The sequence below is a fragment of the Methylobacterium sp. Leaf361 genome (assembly GCF_001424445.1).
GTDB lineage: Bacteria > Pseudomonadota > Alphaproteobacteria > Rhizobiales > Beijerinckiaceae > Methylobacterium.
Genome location: NZ_LMPY01000009.1, coordinates 1 through 26,411, shown reverse-complemented (window position 1 = coordinate 26,411; position 26,411 = coordinate 1). Strand labels below are relative to the sequence as shown.

Annotated in this window: 23 protein-coding genes, 1 tRNA gene and 1 pseudogene; 18 read left to right on the top strand and 7 right to left on the bottom strand. The window is 71.0% G+C overall.

What is annotated here, in order from left to right; all coding sequences use genetic code 11:
- The first annotated feature begins 100 nt into the window (after positions 1–100).
- The 6 genes from ASG32_RS08055 (at position 101) to ASG32_RS08030 (ending at position 6,205) form a co-directional block, all read left to right on the top strand.
- Complete coding sequence (locus ASG32_RS08055) at positions 101–895, top strand: thymidylate synthase (RefSeq protein WP_056524364.1); 795 nt, start codon at positions 101–103, stop codon at positions 893–895.
- Positions 892–1,380: a dihydrofolate reductase gene (locus ASG32_RS08050; RefSeq protein WP_020091291.1), complete on the top strand. Its 489-nt coding sequence runs from the start codon at positions 892–894 to the stop codon at positions 1,378–1,380. Before ASG32_RS08055 ends, ASG32_RS08050 begins: the two co-directional genes overlap by 4 nt.
- Before the next feature lie 282 nt (positions 1,381–1,662).
- Positions 1,663–2,856, top strand: a complete 1,194-nt coding sequence (gene hflK, locus ASG32_RS08045) for an FtsH protease activity modulator HflK (RefSeq protein WP_056524361.1) — start codon at positions 1,663–1,665, stop codon at positions 2,854–2,856.
- Positions 2,853–3,830, top strand: coding sequence for a protease modulator HflC (locus ASG32_RS08040; protein ID WP_056524357.1), 978 nt, complete (start codon positions 2,853–2,855; stop codon positions 3,828–3,830). The genes hflK and ASG32_RS08040 overlap by 4 nt, the downstream gene beginning before the upstream one ends.
- Before the next feature lie 113 nt (positions 3,831–3,943).
- Positions 3,944–5,494: a DegQ family serine endoprotease gene (locus ASG32_RS08035; protein ID WP_056524354.1), complete on the top strand. Its 1,551-nt coding sequence runs from the start codon at positions 3,944–3,946 to the stop codon at positions 5,492–5,494.
- Between the two features lie 141 nt (positions 5,495–5,635).
- Positions 5,636–6,205 carry a coiled-coil domain-containing protein gene (locus tag ASG32_RS08030; protein ID WP_056524351.1) on the top strand — a complete coding sequence of 190 codons (570 nt, stop codon included), beginning with the start codon at positions 5,636–5,638 and terminating at the stop codon, positions 6,203–6,205.
- On the opposite strand, the gene serB is transcribed toward ASG32_RS08030, so the two are convergent.
- Positions 6,178–7,071 carry a phosphoserine phosphatase SerB gene (serB, locus tag ASG32_RS08025; RefSeq protein WP_056524348.1) on the bottom strand — a complete coding sequence of 298 codons (894 nt, stop codon included), beginning with the start codon at positions 7,069–7,071 and terminating at the stop codon, positions 6,178–6,180. The two genes, ASG32_RS08030 and serB, sit on opposite strands and share 28 nt — an antisense overlap.
- A gap of 14 nt (positions 7,072–7,085) precedes the next feature.
- Between serB and miaA the strand changes: the two genes are divergently transcribed.
- Complete coding sequence (miaA, locus tag ASG32_RS08020) at positions 7,086–8,012, top strand: tRNA (adenosine(37)-N6)-dimethylallyltransferase MiaA (RefSeq protein WP_056524343.1); 927 nt, start codon at positions 7,086–7,088, stop codon at positions 8,010–8,012.
- 129 nt (positions 8,013–8,141) lie between these two features.
- On the opposite strand, the gene ASG32_RS08015 is transcribed toward miaA, so the two are convergent.
- Positions 8,142–9,011, bottom strand: a complete 870-nt coding sequence (locus tag ASG32_RS08015) for an NAD(P)-dependent oxidoreductase (protein ID WP_056524339.1) — start codon at positions 9,009–9,011, stop codon at positions 8,142–8,144.
- A gap of 289 nt (positions 9,012–9,300) precedes the next feature.
- Between ASG32_RS08015 and ASG32_RS08010 the strand changes: the two genes are divergently transcribed.
- From ASG32_RS08010 to ASG32_RS07990, 5 genes are all read left to right on the top strand, one after another.
- Entirely contained in the window at positions 9,301–11,361 is a 2,061-nt protein-coding gene (locus tag ASG32_RS08010; RefSeq protein WP_056524336.1) for a carbon starvation CstA family protein, read from the top strand.
- Positions 11,362–11,369: 8 nt separating this feature from the next.
- The gene (locus tag ASG32_RS08005) at positions 11,370–11,591 is read left to right on the top strand and encodes a YbdD/YjiX family protein (protein ID WP_020091282.1); all 222 of its coding nucleotides are present in this window, start codon (positions 11,370–11,372) and stop codon (positions 11,589–11,591) included.
- Between the two features lie 164 nt (positions 11,592–11,755).
- Positions 11,756–11,956, top strand: a complete 201-nt coding sequence (locus tag ASG32_RS08000) for a DUF3606 domain-containing protein (protein ID WP_020091281.1) — start codon at positions 11,756–11,758, stop codon at positions 11,954–11,956.
- 106 nt (positions 11,957–12,062) lie between these two features.
- Positions 12,063–12,497 carry a tellurite resistance TerB family protein gene (locus tag ASG32_RS07995; RefSeq protein WP_020091280.1) on the top strand — a complete coding sequence of 145 codons (435 nt, stop codon included), beginning with the start codon at positions 12,063–12,065 and terminating at the stop codon, positions 12,495–12,497.
- A 272-nt stretch (positions 12,498–12,769) separates the two neighbouring features.
- Positions 12,770–16,066 carry an efflux RND transporter permease subunit gene (locus ASG32_RS07990; protein ID WP_056524334.1) on the top strand — a complete coding sequence of 1,099 codons (3,297 nt, stop codon included), beginning with the start codon at positions 12,770–12,772 and terminating at the stop codon, positions 16,064–16,066.
- Positions 16,067–16,163: 97 nt separating this feature from the next.
- Here ASG32_RS07990 and cynS read toward each other — a convergent pair whose 3' ends face one another.
- Positions 16,164–16,652 carry a cyanase gene (gene cynS, locus ASG32_RS07985; protein ID WP_056524576.1) on the bottom strand — a complete coding sequence of 163 codons (489 nt, stop codon included), beginning with the start codon at positions 16,650–16,652 and terminating at the stop codon, positions 16,164–16,166.
- Between the two features lie 306 nt (positions 16,653–16,958).
- Between cynS and ASG32_RS07980 the strand changes: the two genes are divergently transcribed.
- From ASG32_RS07980 to ASG32_RS07960, 5 genes are all read left to right on the top strand, one after another.
- The gene (locus ASG32_RS07980; protein WP_056524331.1) at positions 16,959–18,851 is read left to right on the top strand and encodes a sigma 54-interacting transcriptional regulator; all 1,893 of its coding nucleotides are present in this window, start codon (positions 16,959–16,961) and stop codon (positions 18,849–18,851) included.
- Between the two features lie 86 nt (positions 18,852–18,937).
- Positions 18,938–20,218 (top strand): EAL domain-containing protein, encoded by a 1,281-nt coding sequence (locus ASG32_RS07975; RefSeq protein ID WP_056524327.1) that lies wholly within the window; start codon positions 18,938–18,940, stop codon positions 20,216–20,218.
- Between the two features lie 177 nt (positions 20,219–20,395).
- Positions 20,396–21,958 carry a tRNA (adenosine(37)-N6)-threonylcarbamoyltransferase complex ATPase subunit type 1 TsaE gene (gene tsaE, locus ASG32_RS07970; RefSeq protein ID WP_056524324.1) on the top strand — a complete coding sequence of 521 codons (1,563 nt, stop codon included), beginning with the start codon at positions 20,396–20,398 and terminating at the stop codon, positions 21,956–21,958.
- Positions 21,959–21,977: 19 nt separating this feature from the next.
- The gene (locus ASG32_RS07965; protein ID WP_020091274.1) at positions 21,978–22,730 is read left to right on the top strand and encodes a nucleotidyltransferase family protein; all 753 of its coding nucleotides are present in this window, start codon (positions 21,978–21,980) and stop codon (positions 22,728–22,730) included.
- A 124-nt stretch (positions 22,731–22,854) separates the two neighbouring features.
- A tRNA-Arg gene (locus ASG32_RS07960) sits at positions 22,855–22,931 on the top strand.
- 325 nt (positions 22,932–23,256) lie between these two features.
- Here ASG32_RS07960 and ASG32_RS07955 read toward each other — a convergent pair.
- Genes ASG32_RS07955 through ASG32_RS07945 form a run of 3 tightly spaced genes read right to left on the bottom strand, consistent with a single transcriptional unit; the run spans position 23,257 to position 24,712 of the window.
- Positions 23,257–23,508: a hypothetical protein gene (locus tag ASG32_RS07955; protein ID WP_056524321.1), complete on the bottom strand. Its 252-nt coding sequence runs from the start codon at positions 23,506–23,508 to the stop codon at positions 23,257–23,259.
- A gap of 2 nt (positions 23,509–23,510) precedes the next feature.
- The gene (locus ASG32_RS07950) at positions 23,511–24,485 is read right to left on the bottom strand and encodes a hypothetical protein (protein ID WP_056524318.1); all 975 of its coding nucleotides are present in this window, start codon (positions 24,483–24,485) and stop codon (positions 23,511–23,513) included.
- Between the two features lie 11 nt (positions 24,486–24,496).
- Positions 24,497–24,712 carry a hypothetical protein gene (locus tag ASG32_RS07945; RefSeq protein ID WP_244491851.1) on the bottom strand — a complete coding sequence of 72 codons (216 nt, stop codon included), beginning with the start codon at positions 24,710–24,712 and terminating at the stop codon, positions 24,497–24,499.
- A gap of 805 nt (positions 24,713–25,517) precedes the next feature.
- On the opposite strand from ASG32_RS07945, the gene ASG32_RS07940 reads away from it, so the two are divergent.
- Entirely contained in the window at positions 25,518–25,718 is a 201-nt protein-coding gene (locus tag ASG32_RS07940; protein ID WP_056524313.1) for a hypothetical protein, read from the top strand.
- A 223-nt stretch (positions 25,719–25,941) separates the two neighbouring features.
- Here the strand turns inward: ASG32_RS07940 and ASG32_RS32250 are convergent.
- Positions 25,942–26,259: pseudogene (locus ASG32_RS32250) on the bottom strand (IS701 family transposase); the annotation flags it as partial.
- Between the last annotated feature and the right edge of the window lie 152 nt (positions 26,260–26,411).

Below are 26,411 nucleotides of genomic sequence, written 5' to 3'. Positions count from 1 at the left end.
CCGCGCGCAGGCCTGCGCCGGAGCGGCTCCCGCGCGACGGCGGTGGACATATGGCGGCGGCGCGCTTGCCGGCCGGCGCGCCGGCGCGCAGGAATGGGCGATGGACGCTTATCACGACCTGCTCCGGCGGATCCTCGACGCGGGCGTCGCCAAGGACGACCGCACCGGCACCGGCACGCTCTCGGTGTTCGGCCACCAGATGCGCTTCGACCTGTCGGCGGGCTTCCCGCTCGTCACCACGAAGCGGCTGCACCTGCGCTCGATCATCCACGAGCTGCTCTGGTTCCTGGCGGGCGACACCAACGTGGCGGCGCTGAAGGTGAACGGCGTGACGATCTGGGACGAGTGGGCGGACGAGCACGGCGATCTCGGCCCGGTCTACGGCAAGCAGTGGCGCTCCTGGGAGAGGCCCGGCGGCGGCACGGTCGACCAGATCGCCTGGGTGCTCGACGAGATCCGGCGCAACCCCGATTCCCGCCGCCTGATCGTGTCGGCCTGGAACCCGGCCGACCTCGACCGGATGGCCCTCGCGCCCTGCCACTGCCTGTTCCAGTTCTACGTCAGCGAGGGGCGGCTCTCCTGCCAGCTCTACCAGCGCTCGGCGGACGCCTTCCTGGGCGTGCCGTTCAACATCGCGAGCTACGCCCTCCTGACCCACATGATCGCCCAGGTGGCCGGCCTCGGGGTCGGCGACTTCGTCCACACCTTCGGCGACGCGCACCTCTACAGGAACCACCTGGAGCAGACCCGCACCCTCCTGGCCCGGGAGCCGCGCCCGCTGCCGCACCTGCGGCTCAACCCGGAGGTGCGCGACCTCTTCGCCTTCCGGTTCGAGGACATCGCCATCGAGAACTACGACCCGCATCCCGCCATCGCGGCCCCGGTGGCGGTATGAGCCCGATCGTTTCCCTGGTCGCCGCCGTCGCCCGCAACGGCGTGATCGGCCGCGACAACGGGCTCGCCTGGCATCTCTCCAGCGATCTCAAGCGCTTCAAGGCCCTGACCATGGGCAAGCCGATGCTGATGGGCCGGCGCACCTGGGATTCGATCGGCCGGCCCCTGCCGGGGCGCCGCACCCTGGTGCTGACCCGGGACACGGGCTTCCGCGCCGAGGGGGTCGAGACCGTCCACGACTGGGACTCCGCGCTGGCCGCCGCCGGGGCGGAGCTGATGGTGGTCGGCGGCGCCGAGATCTACGCGCTCGCGCTCCCGCACGCCGACCGGCTCCACCTCACCGAGGTCGAGGCCGAGCCCGCCGGCGACGTGCGATTCCCCGCCTTCGACCGCGCCCGCTTCCGGGAGACGTTCCGCGAGGCGCACCCGGCGGGCCCGCGGGACGAGCACGCCTTCGCCTTCGTCGACTGGGAGCGCGCACGCTGAGGCGCGCCGCCGCATTTGCGTTCCGCGCCGCGCATGCCCACCTGCCAGCCTTGACAGCACGGGGCGTGCGCCCGCAGGTGCCTGTCGGGTGCGCGCGCTCACGCCGGGCCTGCACATCCTGCGGGAAGATGCGCGTGCGGGCCCTCAAGGCCTCCAGCCGGGAGCGGTCGCGGTGCGATCGGTCCGGATGGTCGGGACTAGGCGGGCGAGCGTGGCCGTTCAGGCAGGGGGCGCCGGTCGGGACGTGGGCCGGGCGCGGACAGGCAGGAGACGACGGCTAGGATGCCTTGGAGCAATCAGAGCGGCGGCGGGGGGCCCTGGGGCCGGCCCGGCGGTAACGGCGGTGGTCCCTGGGGTGGCGGCAGCGGCGGCGGCGGTGGCAAGACGCCGCCGAACCTCGAGGACCTGCTCCGGCGCGGGCAGGACCGCCTGCGCGGTCTGATCCCGGGCGGCGGTGGCGGTTCGGGCGGCGGTTACGGCGGCGGCGGCTCGACCGGCGTCGGCGGCGGTCGCAGCGCGGCGGTGATCGCCGTCCTGGCCGTCGCCATCTGGCTCGCGACCGGCTTCTACACCGTCTACCCCCGTCAGGTCGGCATCGAGACCATCTTCGGCCGCTACGTCGGCACCAAGGGCGAGGGCCTGCGCTACAACTTCCCCTATCCGATCGGCGGGGTGGTGAAGCCGGATGTCGGCTCCCAGAACTCGATCCAGATCGGCTTCCGCGCCGGCCCGAACGGGCAGGGCCGCAACCGCGACGTGCCGGACGAGAGCCTGATGCTCACCGGCGACGAGAACATCGTCGATCTCGACTTCGAGGTGCAGTGGCGGGTCAACCCGCTGAAGGCCTCCGACTTCGTGTTCAACCTCCAGAATCCGGAGGGCACCATCAAGGCGATCTCCGAGAGCGCGATGCGCGAGGTGATCGGCCGCCGCAACATCCAGGCGATCCTCACCAACGAGCAGTCGAGCATCGCCCAGGAGGTCAAGGAGATGGTCCAGAAGGCGCTCGACGAGTACGGCGCCGGCGTGCGCATCGAGGTGGTGCAGCTCGTCTCGGTCAACCCGCCGCCGGAAGTGCGCCCCGCCTTCATCGACGTGAACGCGGCCCAGCAGGACGCCGACACGGCGCAGAACGAGGCCAAGACCTACGCCAGCCGCGAGGTGCCTCAGGCCCGCGGTAAGGCGTCCCAGATCGTCCAGCAGGCCGAGGCCTACCGGACGAAGGCGACCGCCGACGCCACCGGCCAGGCCGCGCGCTTCAGCGAGGTCTACGCCTCCTACAAGGCCGCCCCGGCGATCAGCCGCGAGCGGATCTTCCTGGAGACGATGGAGAAGGTCCTGGGCTCCGTGAACAAGGTGATCATCGACCAGAACGGGCCGCAGTCCGGCGGTGCCACCGCGGCCGGCGTGCTGCCGGTGCTGCCGCTCTCCGAGTTCGGCGCCCGCGCCCAGACCCAGACGGGAGCTGCCCGATGAAACAGGCTCTCCGCACCGGCCTGATCGTGGTCGCGGCCATCGTCGCGATCGGCCTCTACGCCTCGATCTTCACCGTCGGCCAGATGCAGCAGGCGCTCGTCCTGCAGTTCGGCCGCGTCCGGGCCGTCCTCAACGCCACCGGCGAGGACAAGCCCGGCCTGTACTTCAAGATCCCGTTCATGGAGAACGTGGTCGTCTTCGACAAGCGCGTGCTCGACCTCGACCTGCCGGTCCAGACGGTGCTCACCGCCGACCGGCAGAACCTGGAGGTGGACGCCTTCGCCCGCTACCGGATCGTCGATCCGCTGCGCTTCTACCAGGCGGTGGGCAATGTCGGGCTGGCCAACCAGCGGCTCGCGAGCTTCGCCAATTCCGGGCTGCGCAACGTGCTCGCCCGCTCGACCCGCGACGCGATCGTGAAGACCGATCGCGGGCAGCTGATGCACCAGATCCAGGAGGACGTGAACCGTCAGGCCAAGGCGCTCGGCATCGAGATCGTCGACCTGCGCCTGACCCGCGTCGACCTGCCCGCGCAGAACTCGGCCGCCGTCTACCGGCGGATGAAGACCGAGCGCGAGCGCGAGGCCGCCGACATCCGCGCCAACGGCGACCAGATCGCCGCCACGATCCGCGCCAAGGCCGACCGCGAGGTCACGGTGATCCTCGCCGAGGCGACGCAGAAATCCGAGCAGCTGCGCGGACAGGGTGACGCGGACAAGAACCGCATCCTCGCCGAAGCGTTCGGCAAGGACGCGGACTTCTTCAGCTTCTACCGCTCGATGCAGGCCTACGAGAGCGGGCTGAAGGGATCCGACACCCGCTTGGTGATCAGCCCGAACACGGACTTCTTCCGCTTCTTCAGCGATCCGCAGGGCCGGGCACCCGCCCCGGCTGCCCGCGGACCGCGCGGGCCGGCCGATCCGAGCGCCACCACCGGGTCGACGACCGGCTCCACGGCGGGGACGGCGCGCTGAGGGAGCCCGTTGGCGCCCCGGCGCCCGGGGATTACCGTGCAGGACAACCCGCGGGCGGTCGGCCATCGGTCGAGGCCCGCGGGACCGGAAACGCGTTCTTGAAGAGGTCGACCATGCACCCCGTCGCGAGCGCCCCCGAGGCGCCGTTCGGCCGCGCCCCGGCGCAGCCCCGCTCCCGCGCCCGCGCGCTGATGGCCTCGATCCTGATCGGCGCCTCCGTCAGCGTCTCCGTGGCCGCGGCCGCCCTGCCGGTCCCGGCCTTCGCCAAGGGGCCGGCCTCCCTCGCCGACCTCGCCGAGCAGGTCACCGACGCGGTGGTGAACATCTCCGCGTCGACCACGGTCGAGGCCCGGGCCGGCCGCGCTGGGCCGCAGGTGCCCCCGGGCACGCCGTTCGAGGACCTGTTCGAGGAGTTCTTCAACCGGCGCGGCGGCCGTGGCGGCGGCGGCGGTGACGGCGACGGGCCGCGCCAGCAGCGCAAGTCGAACTCGCTGGGCTCCGGCTTCATCATCGATTCCGCCGGCCTCGTGGTGACGAACAACCACGTCATCGGGGACGCCAACGACATCCAGGTCATCCTGCACGACGGCACCAAGCTGAAGGCGGAGATCGTCGGCAAAGATTCGAAGATCGACCTCGCGGTCCTGCGGGTGAAGCCCCCGGCCGACCGCACGCTGAAGGCGGTGCCGTTCGGCGATTCCGACAAGATGCGGCCGGGTGACTGGGTCATCGCCATCGGCAACCCGTTCGGGCTCGGCGGCTCGGTCTCGGCCGGCATCGTCTCGGCGCGGGGCCGGAACATCGAGTCCGGACCCTACGACAACTACATCCAGACCGACGCGGCCATCAACAAGGGCAATTCCGGCGGCCCGCTGTTCAACATGGACGGCGAGGTGATCGGCATCAACACGGCGATCCTGTCGCCGACCGGCGGCTCGGTGGGCATCGGCTTCGCGGTCCCGTCGGGCACGGCCAAGCCCGTGATCGACCAGCTCCGCGACTTCGGCGAGGTCCGCCGCGGCTGGCTCGGCGTGCGCATCCAGAACGTCGACGACACCACCGCCGAGGCGCTCAACCTCAAGGGCGGCGCGCGGGGCGCCCTGGTGGCCGGCGTCGACGAGAAGGGACCGGCCAAGACCGCCGGGATCGAGGTCGGCGACGTGATCCTGAAGTTCAACGGCGCGCCGGTGAAGGCCTCGGGCGACCTCCCGCGCATCGTCGCCTCGACCCCGGTCGGCCAGAAGGTCGACGTGGTCGTCATGCGCAAGGGCGAGGAGGTGACGAAGCCCGTCACCCTCGGCCGCCTGGAGGACGGCGACAAGCCGCAGCTCGCCAACCTGCGCCAGCCGGAGCCCGAGAGCGCGACCCGGCAGGCGCTGGGCCTCAACCTCTCCGGCATGACCGACGAGCTGCGCAAGAAGTACTCCATCAAGGACACCGTGAAGGGCGTGGTCGTCACCCGGGTCGACCCCAACTCGACCGCCGCCGACAAGCGGATCCAGCCCGGCGAGGTGATCGTCGAGGTCGGCCAGGAGTCGGTCAGCACCCCCGCGGAGGTGACCAAGCGGATCGACGCCCTCAAGAAGGACGGGCGCAAGTCGGTGCTGCTGCTGGTGGCGGGCGCCACCGGCGACGTGCGCTTCGTGGCCGTCGGCCTCGACTGAGCGGCCTCACCTGCATCGCCGAGGGCCGTCGCTCCGCGGGGAGCGGCGGCCCTCGCGCGTTCAGGGGTCCCACATTGACGCTGCGCCGCGGCACGGCACACTGGGGCCGCGAGTCGGTGCGGCTCGGGCGGGTTCGGACCCATGGCGGCCGTTGCGTTCGACACCCTGAAGTTCGCCCGCGCCCTGCGGGAGACGGCGAAGCTGTCGCCCGAGCAGGCGGAAGGCCTGGCCGACGCGCTGGTGGACGTCTTCGACAGCAATCTGGCGACGAAGGCCGATATCTACGAGCTGCGAGCCGATATTCAGATGGTCCGTGGTGACATCGAGGCCCTGAAAATCCAGAGCCGTGCCGACACCGAAGCGCTTCGGCTCGCGACCCAGGGGGATATCGAAAGCCTTCGCGTGACGACCAAGGCCGACAGCGACAATCTCCGGCTCTCGACCACCTCCGATATCGAGACGCTTCGCCTCTCCACGACGGCTGGCCTCGAAGGCCTACGGATGGAGATCAAAGCAGGCCTGGACAGTCTGCGCCTCAAGACCAAGGCCGACATCGAGGCCGTGAAGGGCGCGATCGCCTCCGCGAAGGTCGAGACGGTGCGCTGGCTCGTCGGCGCGATCGGCTTTCAGACGCTCGCCGTGCTCGGCGCGGTTATCGCCCTGACCCGCACCCTCCACGAGCCTCACCCCACGAACTCTGCCGCCGCGTAGCCCTGCAGGTACAGGAGCGCGGTGAGGTCGCCGTGCTCGACCCGGACCCGCGCCGCGGCCGCGACCGCGGGCTTGGCCCGGAACGCCACCCCGAGGCCGGCCTCGCCCAGCATGTCGAGGTCATTGGCCCCGTCGCCGACCGCGAGGGTCTCGGCGGCGCCGAGGCCCAGGTGCGCGCGGAGCGCGATCAGCGTCGCGCGCTTCTCGGCCTTCCCGACGATCGGGTCCTCCACCAGGCCGGTGAGCCGCCCGTCCGCCACGCCCAGCACGTTGGACCGGTGCTCGTCGAAGCCGATCATCGCGGCGATCGGGCCGGTGAACAGCGTGAAGCCTCCGGAGACCAGGCAGGTATGGGCGCCGTGCGCCCGCATCGTCCGCACCAGCGTGCCGCCGCCCGGGGTCAGGGTCAGGTGCTCGGCGATCAGCCCGTCGACCGCGCCGACCGGGATGTCCTTCAGGAGCGCGACGCGCTCGCGCAGGGCCGGCTCGAAGGCGATCTCGCCCCGCATTGCCCGCTCGGTGATCGCCGCCACGTGGTCCTTGAGGCCGAGCGTCCCGGCGAGCTCGTCGATGCATTCCTGCTCGATCATGGTGGAATCCATGTCGGCCAGGAACAGGCGCTTGCGCCTGTGCGCGTCGGCGGGCAGCACCGCGAGGTCGATCGGCTCGCCGGCCAGCGCCGTGCGAAGCCTGTCGGTGAGGGCCGCCGCGGCCGCGGGCTCGCCCGGCACCAGCAGCTCGGCCGCCACCTCGCCGTGCAGGATCCGGGGCTGGTGCTCCGTCCGCAGCACGGCGCGCGTCTCGGCCAGCACCGCGTCGGTGATGGACGGCCGATCCGGGTTTGCTATCAGGACCGCGACCAGCATCGTGGAGTTTCGCCTTGCCGCCAGACCGGGGGGAAGCCGGGGGGCGCCCGGCCGCGGTCCTCATCGCAGGGCCCACCGCGTCGGGCAAGTCGGCGCTGGCCGCCCGGCTGGCGGAGCGTCACGGCGGCGTGGTGATCAACACCGATTCCATGCAGGTCTACGCGGACCTGCGCCGCCTGACCGCCCGGCCCGACCCGGACGAGGAGGCGCGGGTCCCTCACCGGCTCTACGGCCACGTCGACGGCGCCGTGAACTACTCCGCGGGGCACTTCTCGCGGGACGCGGCGGCGCTGCTGGCGACGCTCGGCGGGCGCCTGCCGGTCTTCGTCGGCGGCACCGGCCTGTACTTCCGGGCGCTGGAGCAGGGGTTTTCGGAACTGCCGCCGGTGCCCGACGTCGTGCGGCGGCAGGTGCGGGACGCGGCCGAGGGCCGCCCGACCGAGGCGCTGCACGCCGAGCTCGGCCGGCACGATCCCGAGGGGGCCGCCCGCCTGCGGCCGAGCGACCGGATGCGGGTGATGCGCGCCCTGGAGATTTTTCTCGCGACGGGCCGGCCGATCGCCAGCTTCTACGGCGATCCCGTTCCCGGCCCGCTCGCCGGCCGGAACCTCCAGAGAATCTTCCTGGCACCCGACCGGGCGGTGCTGCGCGCCCGGATCGACGCCCGCTTCCGGACCATGATCGCCGAGGGGGCGCTGGACGAGGTCGCCCGCCTGCGCGCGCGCGATCTCGACCCGATGCTGCCGGTGATGCGCGCCCACGGGGTGCCGGGCCTGATCGCCCACCTCGACGGGGCGATGAGCCTCGAAGCGGCGATCGTCCGGGGGCAGGCGGATACGCGCGCCTACGCCAAGCGCCAGGTCACGTGGTTCCGCCACCAGATGGGGGAGGCGTGGCGCTGGGTGGATCCGGAATCCGCGGGGGTCGAGGAACTGTTCTGAGACGAGCGTCCGACCCGCCGGGGGAGACCGGCGCGCGCGGCGCCGCGATCCAGGCGGCCCCCTCTCGCGCGTGAGAGGGAGCCTGTCGCGTCTTGCCCGGTCCTCGGCTCCGGGCGAAGGCCGGAGGCGTCAGCGCTCCAGCCGCGCCACGAGGCTCGACGTGTCCCAGCGGTTGCCGCCCATGGCCTGCACCTCGGCGTAGAACTGGTCGACGAGGGCCGAGACCGGGAGCTTGGCGCCGTTGCGGCGGGCCTCGTCGAGCAGGATGCCGAGATCCTTGCGCATCCAGTCGACCGCGAAGCCGAAGTCGAACTTGCCCGCGTTCATGGTCTTGCCGCGGTTCTCCATCTGCCAGGAGCCGGCGGCGCCCTTGGAGATCACGTCGAGCACCGCCTCGACGTCGAGGCCGGCGCGCTTGGCGAAGTGGACGCCCTCCGACAGGCCCTGGACGAGGCCGGCGATGCAGATCTGGTTGACCATCTTGGTGAGCTGGCCGGCGCCCACCGGGCCCATCAGCCGGCAGGCGCGGGCGAAGGACCCGATCGCGCCCTCGACCTTGGCGTAGGTCGCCGCGTCGCCGCCGCACATCACGGTGAGCACGCCGTTCTCGGCGCCCGCCTGGCCGCCGGAGACCGGCGCGTCGATGAAGCCGAGCCCCTTGGCCTCGGCCGCCGCGGCGAGCTCCCGCGCGACCTCGGCGGAAGCCGTGGTGTGATCGACGAACACCGCGCCGGGCTTCATGCCGGCGAGCGCCCCGTCGTCGCCCAGCACGACGCTGCGCAGGTCGTCGTCGTTGCCCACGCAGGCGAACACGATCTCGGCGCCCTCGGCGGCCTGCCGGGGCGTGGGCGCGTGGGCGCCGCCGTAGGTCTTCACCCAGGCCTCGGCCTTCGGGGTGGTGCGGTTGTAGACGGTGACGTCGTGGCCACCCTTCTTGGCGAGGTGTCCGGCCATCGGGCCGCCCATCACGCCGAGACCCAGGAATGCGACCTTCGCCATTGTCGTGCGCTCCTCGCGGGCCCGACCGCGCCGGCGCCCTTCCATCTCCGACGGCGGGCGGCGACGGAGCTCGGCAGCCGGGCCGTGAAGGGGGTCGGGGCCGTGCCGGGGGACCCGATGTGACAGATTGGGCGTCGTGCCGCCGCCGACGCTGCATCACAGCTCGGATCGCTTGCGTCAACGGCGGACCAATAGGATAACCCGCCCGTGTAGCCCGGGACCACGAAGTCCCAGCCGGAGCCTCCCGCGCGTGGCCCCGCGCGCGAGGCGTTCGGTCAGGGAGTGGGACATGGGTTCGGCGATCGGCAGGCACGGGCCCTGGGCCCTCGTGGGGGCGCTCGGCGCCGCGGCGCTGGCGATCGTGGCGAGCCAGCGCGGCGAGACGATCAACGCCCTCTGGATCGTGGTCGCGGCGGTCTGCGTCTACCTCATCGCCTACCGCTACTATTCCCAGTTCATCGCCGACAAGGTGATGCGGCTCGACCCGAAGCGCGCGACCCCCGCGGTGCGCCACAACGACGGGCTCGACTACGTGCCCACCAACCGCGGCGTCCTGTTCGGCCACCACTTCGCGGCGATCGCGGGCGCGGGCCCGCTGGTCGGCCCGGTGCTCGCCGCCCAGATGGGCTACCTGCCCGGCATGCTGTGGATCCTGGCCGGCGTGGTCCTCGCGGGCGCCGTGCAGGACTTCATGGTCCTGTTCGTGTCGATGCGCCGGGACGGCCGCTCGCTCGGCGAGCTGATCCGGGCCGAGCTCGGCACGATTCCCGGCATCATCGCCCTGTTCGGCACCTTCCTGATCATGGTGATCCTGCTCGCCGTGCTGGCGCTGATCGTCGTCAAGGCGCTGGCCGAGAGCCCCTGGGGCACCTTCACGGTGATGTCGACGATCCCGATCGCCATGCTGATGGGCGTCTATTCCCGCTACATCCGCCCGGGCAAGATCGGCGAGGTCTCGATCCTCGGCTTCGTCCTGCTGATGCTGGCCATCGTCGCCGGCGGCTCGGTGGCGGCGAGCCCGGTCTGGGGGCCGGCCTTCACCTTCACGGGCCCGCAGCTCTGCTGGATGCTGATCGGCTACGGCTTCGTGGCGTCGATCCTGCCGGTCTGGCTGCTGCTGGCCCCGCGCGACTACCTGTCGACCTTCCTCAAGATCGGCACCATCGTCGGACTGGCGCTGGGCATCGCCTTCGTCGCCCCGCACATGCAGATGCCGGCGGTCACCAAGTTCGTGGACGGCACCGGCCCGGTCTGGGCGGGCAGCCTGTTCCCGTTCCTGTTCATCACCATCGCGTGCGGCGCGGTCTCGGGCTTCCACGCCCTGATCTCGTCGGGCACCACCCCGAAGCTGATCGCCAGCGAGTCCGACGCCCGCTTCATCGGCTACGGCGGAATGCTGATGGAATCCTTCGTGGCGATCATGGCGCTGGTCTCGGCCTGCGTGATCGACCCGGGCGTCTACTTCACCATGAACTCGCCCGCGGCCCTCGTCGGCACGACGCCCGAGACCGCCGCCGCCGCGGTGACCAAGCTCGGCTTCGCCACGACGCCGGAGGTCATCACCCAGACCGCCGCCGACGTCGGCGAGCACACGATCATCTCGCGGGCGGGCGGCGCGCCGACCCTCGCGGTCGGCATGGCCCACATCATCTCGTCCGCCATCGGCGGCAAGGCGATGATGGCCTTCTGGTACCACTTCGCGATCCTGTTCGAGGCGCTGTTCATCCTCACGGCGGTGGACGCGGGCACCCGCGCCTGCCGGTTCATGGTGCAGGACCTCGTGGCGCTCGCGGTGCCGTCGTTCAAGAACACCACGTCGTGGGGTCCGAGCATCGCGGCGACCGCCATCTCGGTGGGGGCCTGGGGCTACTTCCTCTATCAGGGCGTGACCGACCCGCTCGGCGGCATCAACACCCTGTGGCCGCTCTTCGGCATCTCGAACCAGATGCTGGCCGCGGTGGCGCTGACGCTCTGCACGGTGGTGATCTTCAAGATGAAGCGCGAGCGCTACGCGTTCGTGACCATCATCCCCACCGCGTGGCTGTGCATCTGCACCCTCACGGCCGGCTGGCAGAAGATCTTCTCGGCCGACCCGAAGATCGGCTTCCTGGCCCACGCCGAGCGCTACGCGGCCGCCGCCGCGGAGGGCAAGATCCTGGCGCCTGCCAAGAACGCCGACCAGATGAGCCAGATCATCCTCAACGACCGGATCGACGCGGTGCTGGCGGCCCTGTTCATCGGCCTCGTCGTCGCCATCGCGGGCTTCGGCATCGCCGCCTGCCTGAAGGCGTGGCGCGCCGATCGCTGGACCGCGCTGGAGACCGAGCCGCACATGGTCCCGGCCGAGTAGGAGGTCCCATGCTGCCGTCGTCGAACCTGCGGGACCGGATCCGGACGCTGTCCAAGTGCGTCTGCGACGGCGCCCGCCTGATGGTCGGGCAGGGGGACTATGCGGCCTATGCCGAGCATGTCCGCCGCACCCATCCCGACCAGGCGCCGATGAGCGAGGTGGAGTTCTTCCGCAACCGGGAGAACGCCCGCTTCGGGGTCGGCAACACCGCGGGCTTCCGCTGCTGCTGACAGGCGGCCGGTGAGCCTGGTCGTCCTTGCTTCGCTGCGCGCGCGATGACGGCGGCGTGTCCTCGCCGCGGACCGGGCCCCGCTCGCTGCGCGGACCCGATCGGGCCCGGCCGGCGTTCTCCACGCCGGAGGGCCGCCCGGCCCTCGCCAGATGCGGAAGGCCGATGACCGACCAGAGCGTGCAGGACCCGATCGAGCCCCGGGCCGTCAACATCGCCCATGCCTGGGAGCGGGCCTACTGGGCGCGCCGGTTCATGGTCCCGGTGGAGCAGGTCGAGGCCGCCGTGGCGGCGGTCGGCGACGATCCGGCCCGCGTCGCCGCCCATCTCGGGCGGGACTGGCCGGGCCACGAGCCCGCCACTTGATCCCGCCGCGCCAGGACTAGTCCTCCGGGATCCCGGGCTTAAGCTCGGCCGCATCTTGACTCCGCCGCCACAATATCCGCCATCTCAGGCCCGACGGGAGGTCGGCATGAGCATTTTCCAGGACGCCATCCTTCGGTTCGGCCGCACGATCATGTCGTACGCGGGCGACGCGGTCTTCCTGCAGGCCGCGGTCTCGTCCGCCGCCAACGTCATCGTGGCCGATGGCGACGTGGGCGAGGAGGAGATCGAGTCGGCGATCACCGGCATCCGCGCCAACCCGATCCTCGAGAAATCCTACGACACGCTGCGCGTCGAGCAGGAGCTCTACGAGGCGATCACCCGGGCCAAGACCCGGGCCGGGCGGCTGGAGAACCTGCGCCATGTCGGCGCCATCGCGGATCGTCCGATCGAGCAGCGCCAGGACGTGTTCCTGATCGGCGCGGACGTGGCCGATATCGACGGCATCAGCGAGGTCGAGCACAAGGCGCTCGACGAGATCGCCGGGGCGCTGCAGGTCGACAAGTCCGCCCTGCTGCGCTGATCCGGCCGGCCCGTCGCCCGGCAGACCCCGGGACGGCGCGCCGGGAACGCTCTCCCCGTCCGGCACCCGCATCCCGAGGTGACGCGGCCCGGCCCGCCGTGCCGGGTCTTCGCGGACGCCGGCGCGGGCGCGAGGCCGCCGCCATCCCGAACCTGCGGCGACGCGGCCCGTCCCTTGCCTGACCGGACGTGATAGCGAAACAGTCCGGGTTTAGCCGGTGAGCCGGTATACAACGCGGAGTTGCCGGCCCGGGGCCGGACGGCGGAGACCGCATGGGCCTCGTCCTCTACGCGCTCAAGTTCCGGATCACGACCTACGTGCTCGCGGTCCTGATGATGCTCGGCGGCGTCGGGGCGATCGTCGTCGCGCCGAAGGACGTGCTGCCGGTCGTCGACATCCCGGTCGTCGTGGTGGTCTGGACCTATACCGGCCTCTCGGCGCCGGAGATGGAACAGCGCATCACGACCTACGCCGAGTACGGCATCTCCAACAACGTCAACAACATCCGCCGCATGGAGTCGACGACGCTCCAGGGCACGGCGGTGCAGCGGATCTACTTCGAGCCCACCGTCAGCCTCAATCTCGCCATTGCCCAGGTGGTGTCCTCGACCAACTCGATCCGTGCCGTGATGCCCCCCGGCACGCAGCCGCCGGTGATCGTGCGCTACTCCGCCTCCTCGGTGCCGGTGATCCAGCTCGCCCTGACCTCGGCCAAGGAGAGCCTCAACCAAGTCTACGACTACGCCCAGTACCGGATCCGCCAGACCCTGGCGCAGGTCCCGGGCTCGACCCTGCCGTCGCCCTTCGGCGGCGCGCCCCGGCAGATCATGGTCGACCTCGACCTCAACGCCCTCCAGGCGCTCGGCCTGACGCCGCTCGACGTCACCAACGCCATGACGGCCCAGAATCTGACCGTGCCGTCCGGCCTCGCCAAGATCGGCGAGCAGCAGTACCCCGTCCAGCTCAACGGCACCCCGCCGTCGATCGAGACCCTGAACCTCGCGCCGATCAAGGTGGTGGCCGGCCAGCCCGTGCTGGTGCGCGACGTCGCCTATGTCCGCGACGGCGGCCCGCCGCAGGTCAACGTGGTCAGCGCCGACGGCCAGCAGGCGGTGCTGATGCAGATCATCAAGAACGGCAACGCCTCGACCCTGAGCGTGGTCAACAACGTCAAGGCGGCGATGCCGACGATCCGCGCCGCCGCGCCCGAGGGGCTGGCGATCAAGCCGCTCTTCGACCAGTCGGTCTACGTCTCGAACGCCATCGAGGGGGTGCTCCACGAGGCGCTGACCGCGGCGGCCCTGACCGGCCTCGCCATCCTGCTGTTCCTCGGCTCCTGGCGCTCGACGATCATCGTGCTGATCTCGATCCCGCTCTGCGTCATGACCTCGCTCGCCGTGCTGGCGGCGCTCGGCGAGACCATCAACGTGATGACGCTGGGCGGCCTGGCGCTCGCGGTCGGCATCCTGGTGGACGACGCCACGGTGGCGATCGAGAACACCTACCGGCTGTTCGAGGAGGGCGAGGAGTTCCGCGAGAGCGTGGTCCACGGCGCCGCCGGCATCGCCAAGCCGGCGCTGATCTCGACGCTCGCGATCTGCGCGGCCTTCACGGCCGTGTTCGCGCTCACCGACACGCCGAAATACCTGTTCACCCCGCAGGCGCTCGCGGTCGTGTTCGCGATGCTGACCTCCTACCTGCTGTCGCGGACCCTGGTGCCCCTCCTGATCGACGTGATCGTGGCGCCGGAATACCGCCAGAAGCACGCCAAGGACCGGGACGCGCACCGGGACGCGCACCCGGCGCAGCACGCGGCGCCCCGGCGGGGCCGGATCGCCCGGGCCGTCGGCCTCGTGGGCGCCCCCGCGCTGCGGCTCGCCGGCCGGATCCACGGCGCGTTCGAGCGCGGCTTCGCGCGGTTCCACCGGGGCTATGTCGGGCTGCTCCACGCGGTGCTGCGCCACCGCATGGTCACCGTGGGCGCCGTCGGCGGCGTGCTCGGCATGACCGGCGTGCTGTTCGTCTTCGTCGGCCAGGACTACTTCCCGCAGATCGAGGCGAGCCAGATGACCATGCATCTGCGCACCCGCGTCGGCATGCGCATCGAGACCGCCCGGCAGGTCTTCGCCGAGGTCGAGGACACCGTCCGCGAGGTGATCCCGGCGGGTGAGGTCGACCAGATCCTCCAGAACATCGGCCTGCCGTCGAACAACTACAACTTCGCGTTCTCGGACGGCTCGTTCGTCTCCTACAATGACGGGCAGATGCTGATCAGCCTGAAGGAGGGGCACGGCCCGGTGGCGGGCTACACGAAGCGCCTGCGGGAGGTGCTCATGAAGCGCTTCCCCGACGTGGTCGTCTACTTCCAGCCCGCCGACATGATCACCCAGATCCTGAACTTCGGCGTCCTCACGCCGATCGACGTGCAGGTCTCCGGCCGGCACAAGGAGAAGGACCTGGAGGTCGCCCAGCGCATCGTGCAGCGGCTGAAGCACACGAAGGGCCTCGTCGACGTCCACCTGCAGCAGATCGTCAACGAGCCGCAATTCTACGTCGACGTCGACCGGCGCCTCGCCTCCGAACTCGGGCTGACCGAGCAGCAGGTGGCGCAGAACATGAACATCTCGCTGTCCGGCAGCTACCAGGTCACGCCGAACTTCTGGCCGGACCCGAAGACCGGCATCCCCTACCAGCTCTGGGTGCAGACGCCCGAGTACCGCAACAGCTCGCTCACCGATCTGCGCAACACGCCGATGTTCGTGCGCGCCGCCGCGACCTCCGGCTCCGGTCCCGGGGTGCTGACCCTGCTGTCGAGCCTCGCGGACATCCGCCGGACGCCGACGCAGACCATGATCAGCCACGTCAACATCCAGCCGACCTTCGACATCTTCGCCTCGGTGCAGGACCGGGACCTCGGCTCGGTCGCGCGCGAGATCGACAGGATCGTCGAGGACGAGCAGAAGAACCTCGAGGCGCCGGACAAGATCGTCGTCCGCGGCCAGATCGAGAACATGCGCTCGGCCTTCTTCCGCCTGGAGATCGGCCTCGGCATCGCGCTGATCGCCGTCTACCTGCTGATGGCGGTGAACTACCAGAGCTGGGGCGACCCGTTCGTGGTGATCGCCGCCCTGCCGATGGCCTTCTGCGGCATCACCTTCGCGCTGTTCGTGACCGGCACGCCGTTCTCGATCCCGTCGATCTTCGGGGCGATCATGTCGGTGGGCATCGCCTCGGCGAACTCGATCCTGCTCGTCACCTTCGCCAAGGAGCACCGGGAGGAGACCGGGTGCAGCGCCCTGGAGGCGGCGATCACGGCCGGCGAGACCCGGCTGCGGCCGGTGCTGATGACCGCCTCGGCGATGTTTTTGGGACTCATCCCGATGGCGCTCGGGACCGGCGAGGGCGGCGAGCAGAACGCCGCGCTCGCCCGCGCGGTCATGGGCGGCATCGCCTTCGCGACGCCCGCGACGTTGCTGCTGGTGCCGTTCCTCTACGTGCTGATGCGCGGCGGCCCGGCGCGGCCGGTGCAGGATTACCTGGAGCCGGAGGGCCGCCCGGCGGCGGCGTGAGGGACGGCGGCGCGTCGCGCGCCGCGGCCGGTGTCGCTGGCCCGATCCGGATGCCTGACCGTCGGATCCCGGTCGGGGGGATGCCCTTGCGGGTCGCTCACCCCTCCTTGAAGCCGTATTCCGGCGTGTCGTCGTCGTTGCCGTAGTACTTGTACGGCAGGAACTTGCCCGACATGGTGAGCTTCACGCGGTCGCCCTTGTTGTTGGCCTCCCGGGCCATGTCCATGTTGAAGTCGATCGCCGACATGATGCCGTCGCCGAACTCTTCCTGGATCAGCTCCTTGAAGGTCGTTCCGTAGACCATCACCAGCTCGTAGAACCGGTAGATCAGTGGGTCGGTGGGCGGCATGGACGGGATCGAGCCGCGATAGGGCGGCTCGTTGAGCATCCGCTCCTCGGCGGCGGTGAGGCCGAAGAGCTCGGCCGCCCGCTTGGCCTGGGCCTTCGGGAGCTTCATCTGGCCCGTGCAGGCCGCGGTGATCAGGAACGGCGACAGGCCGCCGATCTCCGCGTGGATGTGCTTCCAGCTCCACCCCTTCTCGCGCTTGATGTCGAGAAGCTTCTCGGTGAGGTCTTCGCGCTTCATCGTCGGCTCCCGGATCTCGATCTGCGATGGGTCCGGTGAGGCCGCGCGCTCCGCGGCCCCACCCACCCGGTGCGGGTGCGCGTCCGGACCGCGACCGGTGAGGGGGGACGGTCGCGTCCGGACGCGGACATCCGCCGGGCGTCGTCGCGGCGCGCCTTCAGGAGCGGTGCCGGCCGACGGGCGGACAGCCTCACTCGGCAAAGGGTGTGCCAGAAGGGATGCCGGAGAAATCGCTCGGTCTGCCAGAGGTTTGGGTCGCCGGATGTCGCTCACGACATCTCGTTGGAAACGAGATATCGTGAGCCAATGACGATATCTCGTGAGTCCGGTGCCGCCGGAAGCTTCGGGCCGGTCTTCGAGGCGAGCCCGGATCCCATGCTGGTGCTCGCGCCGGAGGAGGACCGGGTCGCGGACGCCAACCCGGCGGCGGCGCGCCTCCTCGGCTACGGCCGCCCGGCGCTGCGCGGCGCACGGGCGAGCGCCCTGTTCCCGGGCCAGCTCCCGGCGCTCACGGTCTTCACCGAGGCCGCGCTGGCCAGGGGGCACTGGTGGACGCGCACATTGGCGCCGCGCGACGCGGCCGGGCGCGACCTGCGGGTCGAGACCGCGGCCTTCCCGCTCCCGGGCGACGCGATGCGCCTCCTCGTCACCCTGGCGGACCCGGACACGCTCCACCGCCGCCAGGTCGACGGCGAGGCCGAGGCCCACATGCGCGCCGGCCTCTCGGAGTGGCAGCGCGTGGAGCGCATCTTCCGCGACATCGAGCGGGGCAACCAGCTGATCCTGCGCGCGGCCGGGGAGGGGATCTACGGCGTCAACGCGGAGGGCGTGACCACCTTCGTCAACCCGGCCGCCGCGCGCATGCTCGGCTGCGAGGCCGCCGACCTCGTCGGCCGGGACATGCACGCCGCCGTGCACCACACCCGCCCGGACGGGAGCCACTACCCCCACCGCGACTGCCCGATCTACGCGGCGTTCCGGGACGGGACCGTGCATCAGGTCGATCACGAGGTCTTCTGGCGCGCCGACGGCACCGCCTTCCCGGTCGAGTACACCTCGACGCCGATCCGCGACCGGGGGCGCCTGCTCGGCGCCGTCATCGTGTTCCGCGACATCAGCCAGCGCCGTGAGGCCGAGGCCCGCCTGACGAGCGCACTCGCCGAGGTCGATTCCCTCCGGGAGCGCCTGGAGCTGGAGAACGCCTACCTGAAGGAGGAGATCCGGGCCGAGCGCCAGCACCAGGGCATCATCGGCCGCTCGCCCGCCATCGCGGCGACGCTCCGGCAGGTCGACCGCGTCGCCGCCACCGACGCCACCGTGCTGATCACCGGCGAATCCGGCACCGGCAAGGAGCTGATCGCCCGGGCGATCCACGAGGGCAGCCGCCGCAGTGCCCGCCCGATGATCCGCGTCAACTGCGCGGCGATCCCCCGCGAGCTGTTCGAGAGCGAGTTCTTCGGCCACGCCAAGGGCAGCTTCACTGGGGCGCTGCGCGACCGGATCGGCCGGTTCGAACTCGCCGACGGCGGCACGCTGTTCCTCGACGAGGTCGGCGAGATCCCCCTCGACCTCCAGGGCAAGCTGCTGCGCGTCCTGCAGGAGCGCTCGTTCGAGCGGGTCGGCGAGGCGCGCACGCGGGCGGTGGACGTGCGCGTGGTCGCGGCCACCAACCGGGACCTGCGCGCCGAGATCCGGGCGAGCCGCTTCCGGGAGGACCTCTACTTCCGCCTCAACGTCTTCCCGATCCAGGCGCGGCCCCTGCGCGAGCGGCCCGAGGACATCCCGCCGATCGCCCAGCACCTGCTCCGGGTCGCCGCGCGCCGCCTCACCGTCCCGGAGCCGCGCCTCACGGAGGGCGATGTCCGCCGCCTCTGCCGCTATTCCTGGCCCGGCAACGTCCGGGAACTGGAGAACGTGATCGAGCGGGCGGTGATCCTCTCTGCCCGGGGGCGCCTCCGCCTCGACCTGCCCGACGGTGAGGCGACCGGACCTGCGGACGCGGCCAGCCCGGCCGCGCCGCCCGGGGGGCGGCCCGCCAGCGAGGCCGAGCGCCGGGCGCGCGACCGCGCCGAGATCGTCGCGGCCCTGGCGCTGGCGGGCGGCCGGATCTCCGGGCCGGGCGGCGCGGCCGCGCTCCTGGGCCTTCGGCCGACGACGCTGGCCTCGCGGATCAAGGCACACGGGATCCCGCGCGGCTGATCCGGCGGGCCCTTGATCCGATCTTAAGGCCGCTGTGCCAAAGCTCGCGCCGGGCTTTCCCCGCGAAGGCGCAGCGTCCCCGACCGATGCAAGACCTCTCCGATCCCGTCACTCTCCCGGCCGGCACCGTCCTGTTCGAGGAGGGGGCGATCGGGCACTGCGCCTACCTGATCCTGAGCGGGCGCATCGCGATCTTCCGGCGGCGCGACGGCGCTGAGGCCGTGCTCGCCCGGCGTGGCCCCGGCGAGATCTTCGGCGAGATGGCCATCCTCGACGCCCTCCCGCGCTCCGCCGGCGCGCGCGCCGAGGCGGATTGCGTGCTCGTCCCGGTGGACGTGGCGCAGATCCGCCAGCGGCTCGCCGGCGCCGATCCGATCCTGCGCCTCTGCCTCGAGGGGCTCATCGCCCGGCTCCGCGAGACCCTGCCCCGCCTCGGGCCGGCTTCCGCCGAGGGGCTTCAGGCGCCGCCGTCGCCCTCCGCCTGCGCCGATTTCGACGCGACGGTCGCGTCGCTCGCGCAGGAGCGCGCCCTGCGGCGCGCCCTGGCCCGGGACGAGTTCGCGCTGTTCCTGCAGCCGATCGTGCGGCTCGCCACCGGGCGCCTCGCCGGCTTCGAGGCCCTGATCCGCTGGCACGATCCCGAGCGCGGGCTCGTGCCCCCCGCCGCCTTCATTCCGGCCGCCGAGGCGAACGGCCTGATCCTGGCGATCACCGCCTGGGTGATCGACGCGATCGGCCGGATCGTGCCCCGCATCCTGCGGGCCGGCCTGCGCGCGCCCGCCTCCGTCGAGCCCTCCCTGTTCGTGAGCTTCAACGTCACGGCCCAGGATCTCGCCCGCGCGGACATACCGGGCCTCGTCGACGCGATGCTGCGCCGGACCAGCCTCGCGCCCGGCGCCCTCAAGATCGAGGTCACCGAGAGCGCACTGATGCAGGATCCGGCCGGGGCCGCGGCCGCCCTCGCGCGCTGTCGCGCCGCCGGCCTCGGCATCGCGGTGGACGATTTCGGCACCGGCTACTCCTCGCTCAGCCATCTCAGCACCCTGCCGATCACCACGCTCAAGGTGGACCGGGCCTTCGTCCGGGCGATGCTGGCGGAACCGCGCGATCGCCGGATCGTCCAGACCATCCTGCGGCTCGCCGAGGAGATCGGGGTGGTGGCGGTCGCGGAGGGCATCGAGGGCCGCGCCGAGGCGGAGGCCCTCGCGGCGATGGGCTGCGCCCTGGGCCAGGGCTACCATTTCGGCCGCCCGATGCCGGAGGCCGACGCCCTCGCGGCGGCGGCGGCCTGGAACGCCGAGGCGTGGCGCGTCGGGCTCTCCGGGGAGGCTGATCCGGGGCGGCACGGGTTCCACGCCCGGGCCTGACGGATTCCCGGCCCCGGCGCGGTTTTTCGCCACCCCCGCGAGCGTGGTTTCGATGCACCGGGCGGGCGGGAAGCGCGCGGCTCCGGGCGGAAACGCTTGCATCCGGTGCGTGTTTTCGGACCATGCGTCTTCGGGTCTCGGAGGCGGGCTTTGGGCGGAGACGAGCGGGACGGGCAGATGGCCGAAGGGGCTGCGGGGGCATCCGCGCATCCGGCGCCCTGGGAATTCGTGCTGCCGGAGGAGACGGCCACCGAGGATCTCGGCCTGTTCCTGTCCGAGTTCCTGATGCCCGGGGACGTCGTGGCTCTGTCCGGCGGCCTGGGTGGTGGCAAGACCACGCTCGCCCGCGCGGTCATCCGCGAGCTCGCCGGCGACCCGCGCCTGGAGGTGCCGAGCCCGACCTTCACGCTGATCCAGCCCTACGCGGCCCGCGACGGCCGGCCGATCGTCCACGCCGACCTGTACCGGCTGCGCGACCCCGACGAGTTGGTGGAACTCGGCTTCGACGAGATGGCCGAGGGCGCGATCACCCTGGTGGAGTGGCCCGACCGGATGCCGCCCCGCGCCGGCCCGGTGCTGAACGTGGACCTGTCCCTGCGGGCGGAGTTCGGCCCCGAGGCGCGGCTCGCGCGGATCGACGGCACCGGCGGCATGCGCGCCCGCCTCGACCGGGCCCGCGCGGTGCGCCGCCTCCTCGACCGCAGCGGCTGGGACATCGCCGAGCGGACCTTGATGCAGGGGGACGCCTCCTCCCGCGCCTACGAGCGCCTGACCAAGCCTGACGGCACCAGCGCCGTGCTGATGATCGCGCCGCCGCGACCCGACGGGCCGCCGGTGCGGGACGGCAAGCCCTACAGCGCGATCGTGCACCTCGCCGAGAGCGTCCACGCCTTCGTGGCCCTCGACCGCGGCCTGCGGGCACTCGGCTTCTCGGCCCCGAAGATCTACGGCGAGGACCTGACCGAGGGCCTGCTCATCCTGGAGGATCTCGGCAGCGAGCCGGTGATCGAGGGCGGCGCCCCGCGGCCCGAGCGCTACGCCGAGGCCGTGCGCGTGCTGGCCAAGCTCCACGCCAACCCGCTGCCCCCGGTCCTGCCCGTGGCCGAGGGGATCGAGCACAGGCTGCCGCCCTACGACATGGAGGCGCTGCTGTTCGAGGCGGAGCTGATGCCCGAATGGTACGCCCCGGCGATCCGGAACGTCAGCCTGTCGGCGGAGGCGCGGGCGGCCTTCGTCGACCTGTGGCGGGCGGCGCTCCAGGGGGCGATTCCCGATCGGCCGACCTGGACCCTGCGCGACTACCATTCCCCGAACCTGATCTGGCTGCCCGAGCGCGACGGGCTGGAGCGGGTCGGTCTGATCGATTTCCAGGACGCCGTCATGGGCCACCCGGCCTACGACGTCGCCTCGCTGCTGCAGGATGCCCGGGTCGATTCCAGCGCGGAGTTCGAGCTGCGGCTCCTCGGCCTCTACGCCCGCGAGCGCCGCGGCCGGGACCCGACCTTCGACGTCGGGGCCTTCGCCACCGCCTACGCGCTGCTGGCGGCCCAGCGGGCCACCAAGATCCTCGGCATCTTCGCGCGCCTCGACCGGCGCGACGGCAAGCCCGGCTACCTCGCCCACCTGCCGCGGATCGAGGGCTACCTCGCCCGCAACCTCGCCCATCCGGCGCTCGCCGGTCTGCGGGCCTGGCACGCGGACCATCTGCCGGGCCTCGTCGCCCCGGCGCCCGACCCCTGACCTCCGGATTCCCGACCGCATGAGCGATCCCAGCCCCGCCGTCAGCCGCGCCTTCGTCCTGGCCGCGGGCCTGGGCAAGCGCATGCGGCCGGTGACCGCCACCGTGCCGAAACCCCTGGTGGAGGTGTCCGGCAAGGCCCTGCTCGACCACGCCCTCGACCGGGTCGCCGAGGCCGGGATCGGGAGCGCAATCGTCAACGTCCACTACCTCGCCGACCTGATCGAGGGGCACCTTGCGCGCCGGGCCGAGGGGGCGGCCCCGGGACCGGCCACGACCGTCTCCGACGAGCGCGCGGCGCTGCTGGAGACGGGCGGCGGCATCCGCAAGGCGCTGCCGCTCCTGGGCGACGCGCCGTTCGTGGTGCTGAACTCGGATTCGTTCTGGCTCGAGGGGCCGGCCTCCAACCTGCGCCGGCTGATCGAGACCTGGGACGGGGACCGCATGGACGGCCTGCTGCTGGTGGCGCCGACCGCCACCAGCCTCGGCTACGAGGGCGCCGGGGATTTCGTGATGGATCCGGACGGCCGCCTAGAGCGCCGCGGCGAGCGCGCAGTGGCGCCGTTCATCTACGCGGGGGTGGCGATCCTCACGCCGGGCCTCTTCGCCGACACGCCGGAGGGCGCGTTCTCGCTCAACCTGCTGTTCGACCGGGCGATCGCGGCGGGGCGGCTGTTCGGGATGCGGCTCGACGGCCAGTGGCTGCATGTCGGTACGCCGGAGGCGATCCGGGCCGCGGAGGAGCGCGTCCGCGCGAGTGCCCGGGCCCCGTAGAGAGCGGGATCCGGGGTACGATGCGCGGGGCGCGAAGTCCTTGTCCGAAGTGTCTTGCCAAGCCGGATCTGAGCCTCTAGAAGCCCCTTCACACCGGCGGGCCGAGAGCCCGCCGCCGTGTCAGGCGCCCGTAGCTCAGCTGGATAGAGCACCAGACTACGAATCTGGGGGTCAGAGGTTCGAATCCTTTCGGGCGCGCCATCACTTAGCTTAGTTTCAGAACATCGCTGAACCGACCGGGGTAACGCTGCGGGTAACAGCGCGACCACTCTGGTTCTGCTGCCGCGCGCACCGGATGCGCGAGCGGCGTTCGTGAGGATCAGCCCATTGGCTGACTCGCTGCCAGCTTCCGACAGCCTGAGGATCGCCGTGCCGGCTTCGGCTGGCCGTCCACGCTCGTCTCAGGCTCGTCCCCAGGGGTAGGGGCGGGCGTGGATGCCGAAAAGGGGTGAGTCCCTGCAAGCACGATTCGCACCCTAAGACACTGAGATAATTGCCCTTTATGGTGAGTCCCTTCGAGGTCGATTCACACCCCCTCAAGGTCGCCGTCTCCACCCCGCAGCCAAACAATCTGCGACGCCTGCCCCTCGGGTGCCCCCAGGCTCGGCTCCGCGTCGCCGCCGTCCTCGAGGTCCGGGTCACCTTCAATTTCGTCCAGGGCGGCCACGAGGTGGTCGACCGCGTCGAGAGCCAGGGCCAGGGCGCCTTCGATGCGAGCGCGGGTGTCGGGCACGGCGACCGCTTTCCGCCGCGGCCGGAAGGGAATGACGTTGGCCATGGTCAATGCTCAGCTTGCTCGGCCGCGAAGGCCGTGAGGTCCTGGATAAGAGAGGCGGTCTCAGCGTCGTCGCCGTTCAGGATGACGCGCTCGGCCACGTTCGCGAGGCGTGTCCTGCGGTCCCAGAAGTCCGTGGGCCGTCGGCGCTGCAGCTCGGCGCCGGCCCGATCCTCGACGGTCGTGAACTCGTCGGCCAGCCAGTGCATCAGCGAGCCAGCGGCATTATAGGAACTGACGCGGGGGTCGCCGCTGCCTGCCTTGCAGCAGTCCTGAGATGCCAAGCCGTAGGCCACATCCGATAGGAGGGCCATCTTCTCCCGGATCGCCCGCAACTCGAGCAGGCTGGCGCTGGCCACGTCGACCTGGCCAGGGATGCTGTCGTCGAGGTGCGCAGCGTTGGCCAGCACGTCGAGCCGCAGCTCAAGGCTGATGCGTGCGATGTCGCCGGCGGAGGTCTCAGGCCCAACGCGCCGATTGAACTCAGCCATGGCGATGCCGCGCAGGCGCTCCAACTCGATCGCGATCACCTCGGCAATCGAGGTATGACCGACCGGCTGCCCCGGCTCGCACACGGCCGCCCCAGCGATCAGCGAGTCCGCGGCGTGATCGCTGGCAGCCATGCCCGGCTCGTCGCCACGATGGCCCTTGAGTACGATGGCCCAGCACTCGGCCAGGGCTCGATAGCCTGCGGGTGTGGTCGGCCGCACGGACTTCAGGCGATCGTAGGCAGCCCCCTGCGCGTCCTCCAGCTCGGCGACCAGGTCGTCGGGCGCCTCGGCGTCCAGCACCTTGCCCAGCGCGTCCCAGCTGGCGCGGAACACGGTCGTGACGGCGAGGGCGGGGTCCGGCTCGGCGGACGGCGCATCCGCGGGCGCGCGGCGCCTGTTGAACCGGCCAGCGGCATCGCGTGCCTGGGCAGCACGCTGGCGGAGATCCTGCGCCTCCGGAGCGGCCTTCGCGGTGTTCGGCTTCCTCATGGCGGCCTCCCTCACGCGACCGGCAGGTAGCCGTAGGCGAACACGCCCCCGGCGATGAGGAGGGCGGCGGTGGCGAGCTCGCCGGCAAGGTCGAGGAAGCGCGGGGCCCGGACGTGGGCGGTGTCCGGCCGGATCGGTGCGACGGCCTCCCAGGCCTCGACGGTGCCGGGGGCTTCCTCGTCGGCCTCCAGCGGCGGCTTGGCGCGATTGTAGAGGGCGGAGGGCAAGCGAGGGCGTTCACCGGCGCGCGCCGGTGCTGTAGAATGACGGGTAGCCATGATCGTCTCCAGAGGACGGGCGTGGTCAGGGCCGATCAAGAGGGTGCAAGCTCTTGGTCGGCTCGTTCATTTCTGCTATCATCAAAGAACGATGTCAATAGCCGATAGCAGAAAACCTCGGGGCCGCCCTCCTACGGGGATCGGCAAGGCCATCGGTCTCCGGCTGTACCCGGAGCTCGAAGCGTCTCTTGACGCCTGGATTGAGGCTCAGCCCGATCCGAAGCCCTCCCGCCCCGAGGCGATCCGCGAGGCCCTGGCTGAGCACCTGAAGGCGAAGGGCTATCTGAAGGTACCTTTCACACACGAGGATAAGTGCTAAGCTTGAGTGTCAAATTTGAGCGATAGGGTGTGAGTAATGTCCCGAGGGCTCGGCACAGAGCAGCGTGGAGTACTCGCTGCAATAGTTCGAGATACGACTCGTTATTGGCGACGTGCCGATATTCAGCGCTCTGCTTGGTTGGAAACCATACCTGGGTCCGATCGGCAGGTGCTACTCAACGCTGAGGACTTCACAGAAGGAGCTTTGACCCGAGTCCTAAGTTCCCTCGTCAAACGCGGTCTTCTCGAGCGTGGCCAGCATCCAAGCGGCCATCTGACATGGAAGGTGACGCAGGCCGGCATTGATGAAGCTTCCGGTTTCGTGCCGGCGACGGCCATCAATGAGCTTGCGAAAGGTGCGGCATAACCCGCTGCTCCCAGGCCATCCGGCGCCTCGTCGAGGAAGCCCTAAAGGCCAAGCGATCATAGGTGACGCATGAGCGAGCCCGAGCCTGACGCAGACTTCCGCGAGCGCCTGCTGCGCGAGGTTCCGGACGGCGATCGGGACCTCGTCATCGGAGCGTCGGGTAAGCAACTGGACGCGCTGGGGCGCAAGTACGACGTGTACCGGACCGGCGTGCCCTTGGAAGGGTTCGATGGGTTTGAGGACGGCGGCACCAAGGATGACGATGCCTAACATTACAGTTGCGTTTTAGAGCGTTTTCGCTTGCTGTTTGTCGCGCTGGGCTTACGCCGTCGACGTCCCCTTTCAGCTGAAGCACGGCGTTTGAGATGTGCGTTTCGGGCGGCCGCCTGATGCGCCCTTCGCCAGAGCGACCATGCGATGACGTGAGCGGGCTGGATGCGCCGCTGTGCCAGCCGCATGGCGATCCGGCGGATCTCCTGGACCGACCAACGGATCAGCGCGCGCGCGGTCTCGGCCGCGCCCGTCTTTTTGGGGGCGGTGCGTTGGCGTGATGGCGGATCACCGCCAGCAGGGCAAACGCCATCATCACCAAGCTGACGTGCCGGTGCCAGCCGTGCCAGGAACGGGTCTCGTTGTGAGCGAGCCCGAGTTCGGTCTTGGCCGTCTCGAACGCGTCCTCGATCGCCCAACGCTGGCCCTCGACCGCCGCCAGGGTCGCGATCGACGTGCCGGCCGGGCACCATGTCGTGAAGTACGCTAAGCTGCCATCAGTCAGGCTACGGCGGATCAGCAGGCCGCGCGTCCACAGGCCTGGCCTGCCCCCTGAAAAGTGGTCCTCCCTAAGGTATGGCTTTGAGCCATGTGGAGGATGTCATCATGGGACGGAAGAAGCATACGGCTGAAGAGATTGTTGCCAAGCTTCGCCAAGTGGACGTTCTGGTCTCCCCCTGGCCCTCGGCCATC

What these genes read in the sequence shown, in the direction of transcription:
- ASG32_RS08030 (WP_056524351.1), top strand. Translation starts at nt 5,636, where the DNA reads ATGGCGGCCGTTGCGTTCGACACCCTGAAGTTCGCCCGCGCCCTGCGG.
- ASG32_RS07980 (WP_056524331.1), top strand. Translation starts at nt 16,959, where the DNA reads ATGACGATATCTCGTGAGTCCGGTGCCGCCGGAAGCTTCGGGCCGGTC.
- ASG32_RS08015 (WP_056524339.1), bottom strand. Translation starts at nt 9,011, where the DNA reads ATGGCGAAGGTCGCATTCCTGGGTCTCGGCGTGATGGGCGGCCCGATG.
- ASG32_RS08000 (WP_020091281.1), top strand. Translation starts at nt 11,756, where the DNA reads ATGACCGACCAGAGCGTGCAGGACCCGATCGAGCCCCGGGCCGTCAAC.
- ASG32_RS07975 (WP_056524327.1), top strand. Translation starts at nt 18,938, where the DNA reads ATGCAAGACCTCTCCGATCCCGTCACTCTCCCGGCCGGCACCGTCCTG.
- ASG32_RS08005 (WP_020091282.1), top strand. Translation starts at nt 11,370, where the DNA reads ATGCTGCCGTCGTCGAACCTGCGGGACCGGATCCGGACGCTGTCCAAG.
- ASG32_RS07965 (WP_020091274.1), top strand. Translation starts at nt 21,978, where the DNA reads ATGAGCGATCCCAGCCCCGCCGTCAGCCGCGCCTTCGTCCTGGCCGCG.
- ASG32_RS08040 (WP_056524357.1), top strand. Translation starts at nt 2,853, where the DNA reads ATGAAACAGGCTCTCCGCACCGGCCTGATCGTGGTCGCGGCCATCGTC.
- ASG32_RS07990 (WP_056524334.1), top strand. Translation starts at nt 12,770, where the DNA reads ATGGGCCTCGTCCTCTACGCGCTCAAGTTCCGGATCACGACCTACGTG.
- ASG32_RS07955 (WP_056524321.1), bottom strand. Translation starts at nt 23,508, where the DNA reads ATGGCCAACGTCATTCCCTTCCGGCCGCGGCGGAAAGCGGTCGCCGTG.
- ASG32_RS08050 (WP_020091291.1), top strand. Translation starts at nt 892, where the DNA reads ATGAGCCCGATCGTTTCCCTGGTCGCCGCCGTCGCCCGCAACGGCGTG.
- ASG32_RS08010 (WP_056524336.1), top strand. Translation starts at nt 9,301, where the DNA reads ATGGGTTCGGCGATCGGCAGGCACGGGCCCTGGGCCCTCGTGGGGGCG.
- hflK (WP_056524361.1), top strand. Translation starts at nt 1,663, where the DNA reads ATGCCTTGGAGCAATCAGAGCGGCGGCGGGGGGCCCTGGGGCCGGCCC.
- ASG32_RS08035 (WP_056524354.1), top strand. Translation starts at nt 3,944, where the DNA reads ATGCACCCCGTCGCGAGCGCCCCCGAGGCGCCGTTCGGCCGCGCCCCG.
- ASG32_RS07950 (WP_056524318.1), bottom strand. Translation starts at nt 24,485, where the DNA reads ATGAGGAAGCCGAACACCGCGAAGGCCGCTCCGGAGGCGCAGGATCTC.
- serB (WP_056524348.1), bottom strand. Translation starts at nt 7,071, where the DNA reads ATGCTGGTCGCGGTCCTGATAGCAAACCCGGATCGGCCGTCCATCACC.
- ASG32_RS07940 (WP_056524313.1), top strand. Translation starts at nt 25,518, where the DNA reads ATGAGCGAGCCCGAGCCTGACGCAGACTTCCGCGAGCGCCTGCTGCGC.
- ASG32_RS08055 (WP_056524364.1), top strand. Translation starts at nt 101, where the DNA reads ATGGACGCTTATCACGACCTGCTCCGGCGGATCCTCGACGCGGGCGTC.
- cynS (WP_056524576.1), bottom strand. Translation starts at nt 16,652, where the DNA reads ATGAAGCGCGAAGACCTCACCGAGAAGCTTCTCGACATCAAGCGCGAG.
- tsaE (WP_056524324.1), top strand. Translation starts at nt 20,396, where the DNA reads ATGGCCGAAGGGGCTGCGGGGGCATCCGCGCATCCGGCGCCCTGGGAA.
- ASG32_RS07995 (WP_020091280.1), top strand. Translation starts at nt 12,063, where the DNA reads ATGAGCATTTTCCAGGACGCCATCCTTCGGTTCGGCCGCACGATCATG.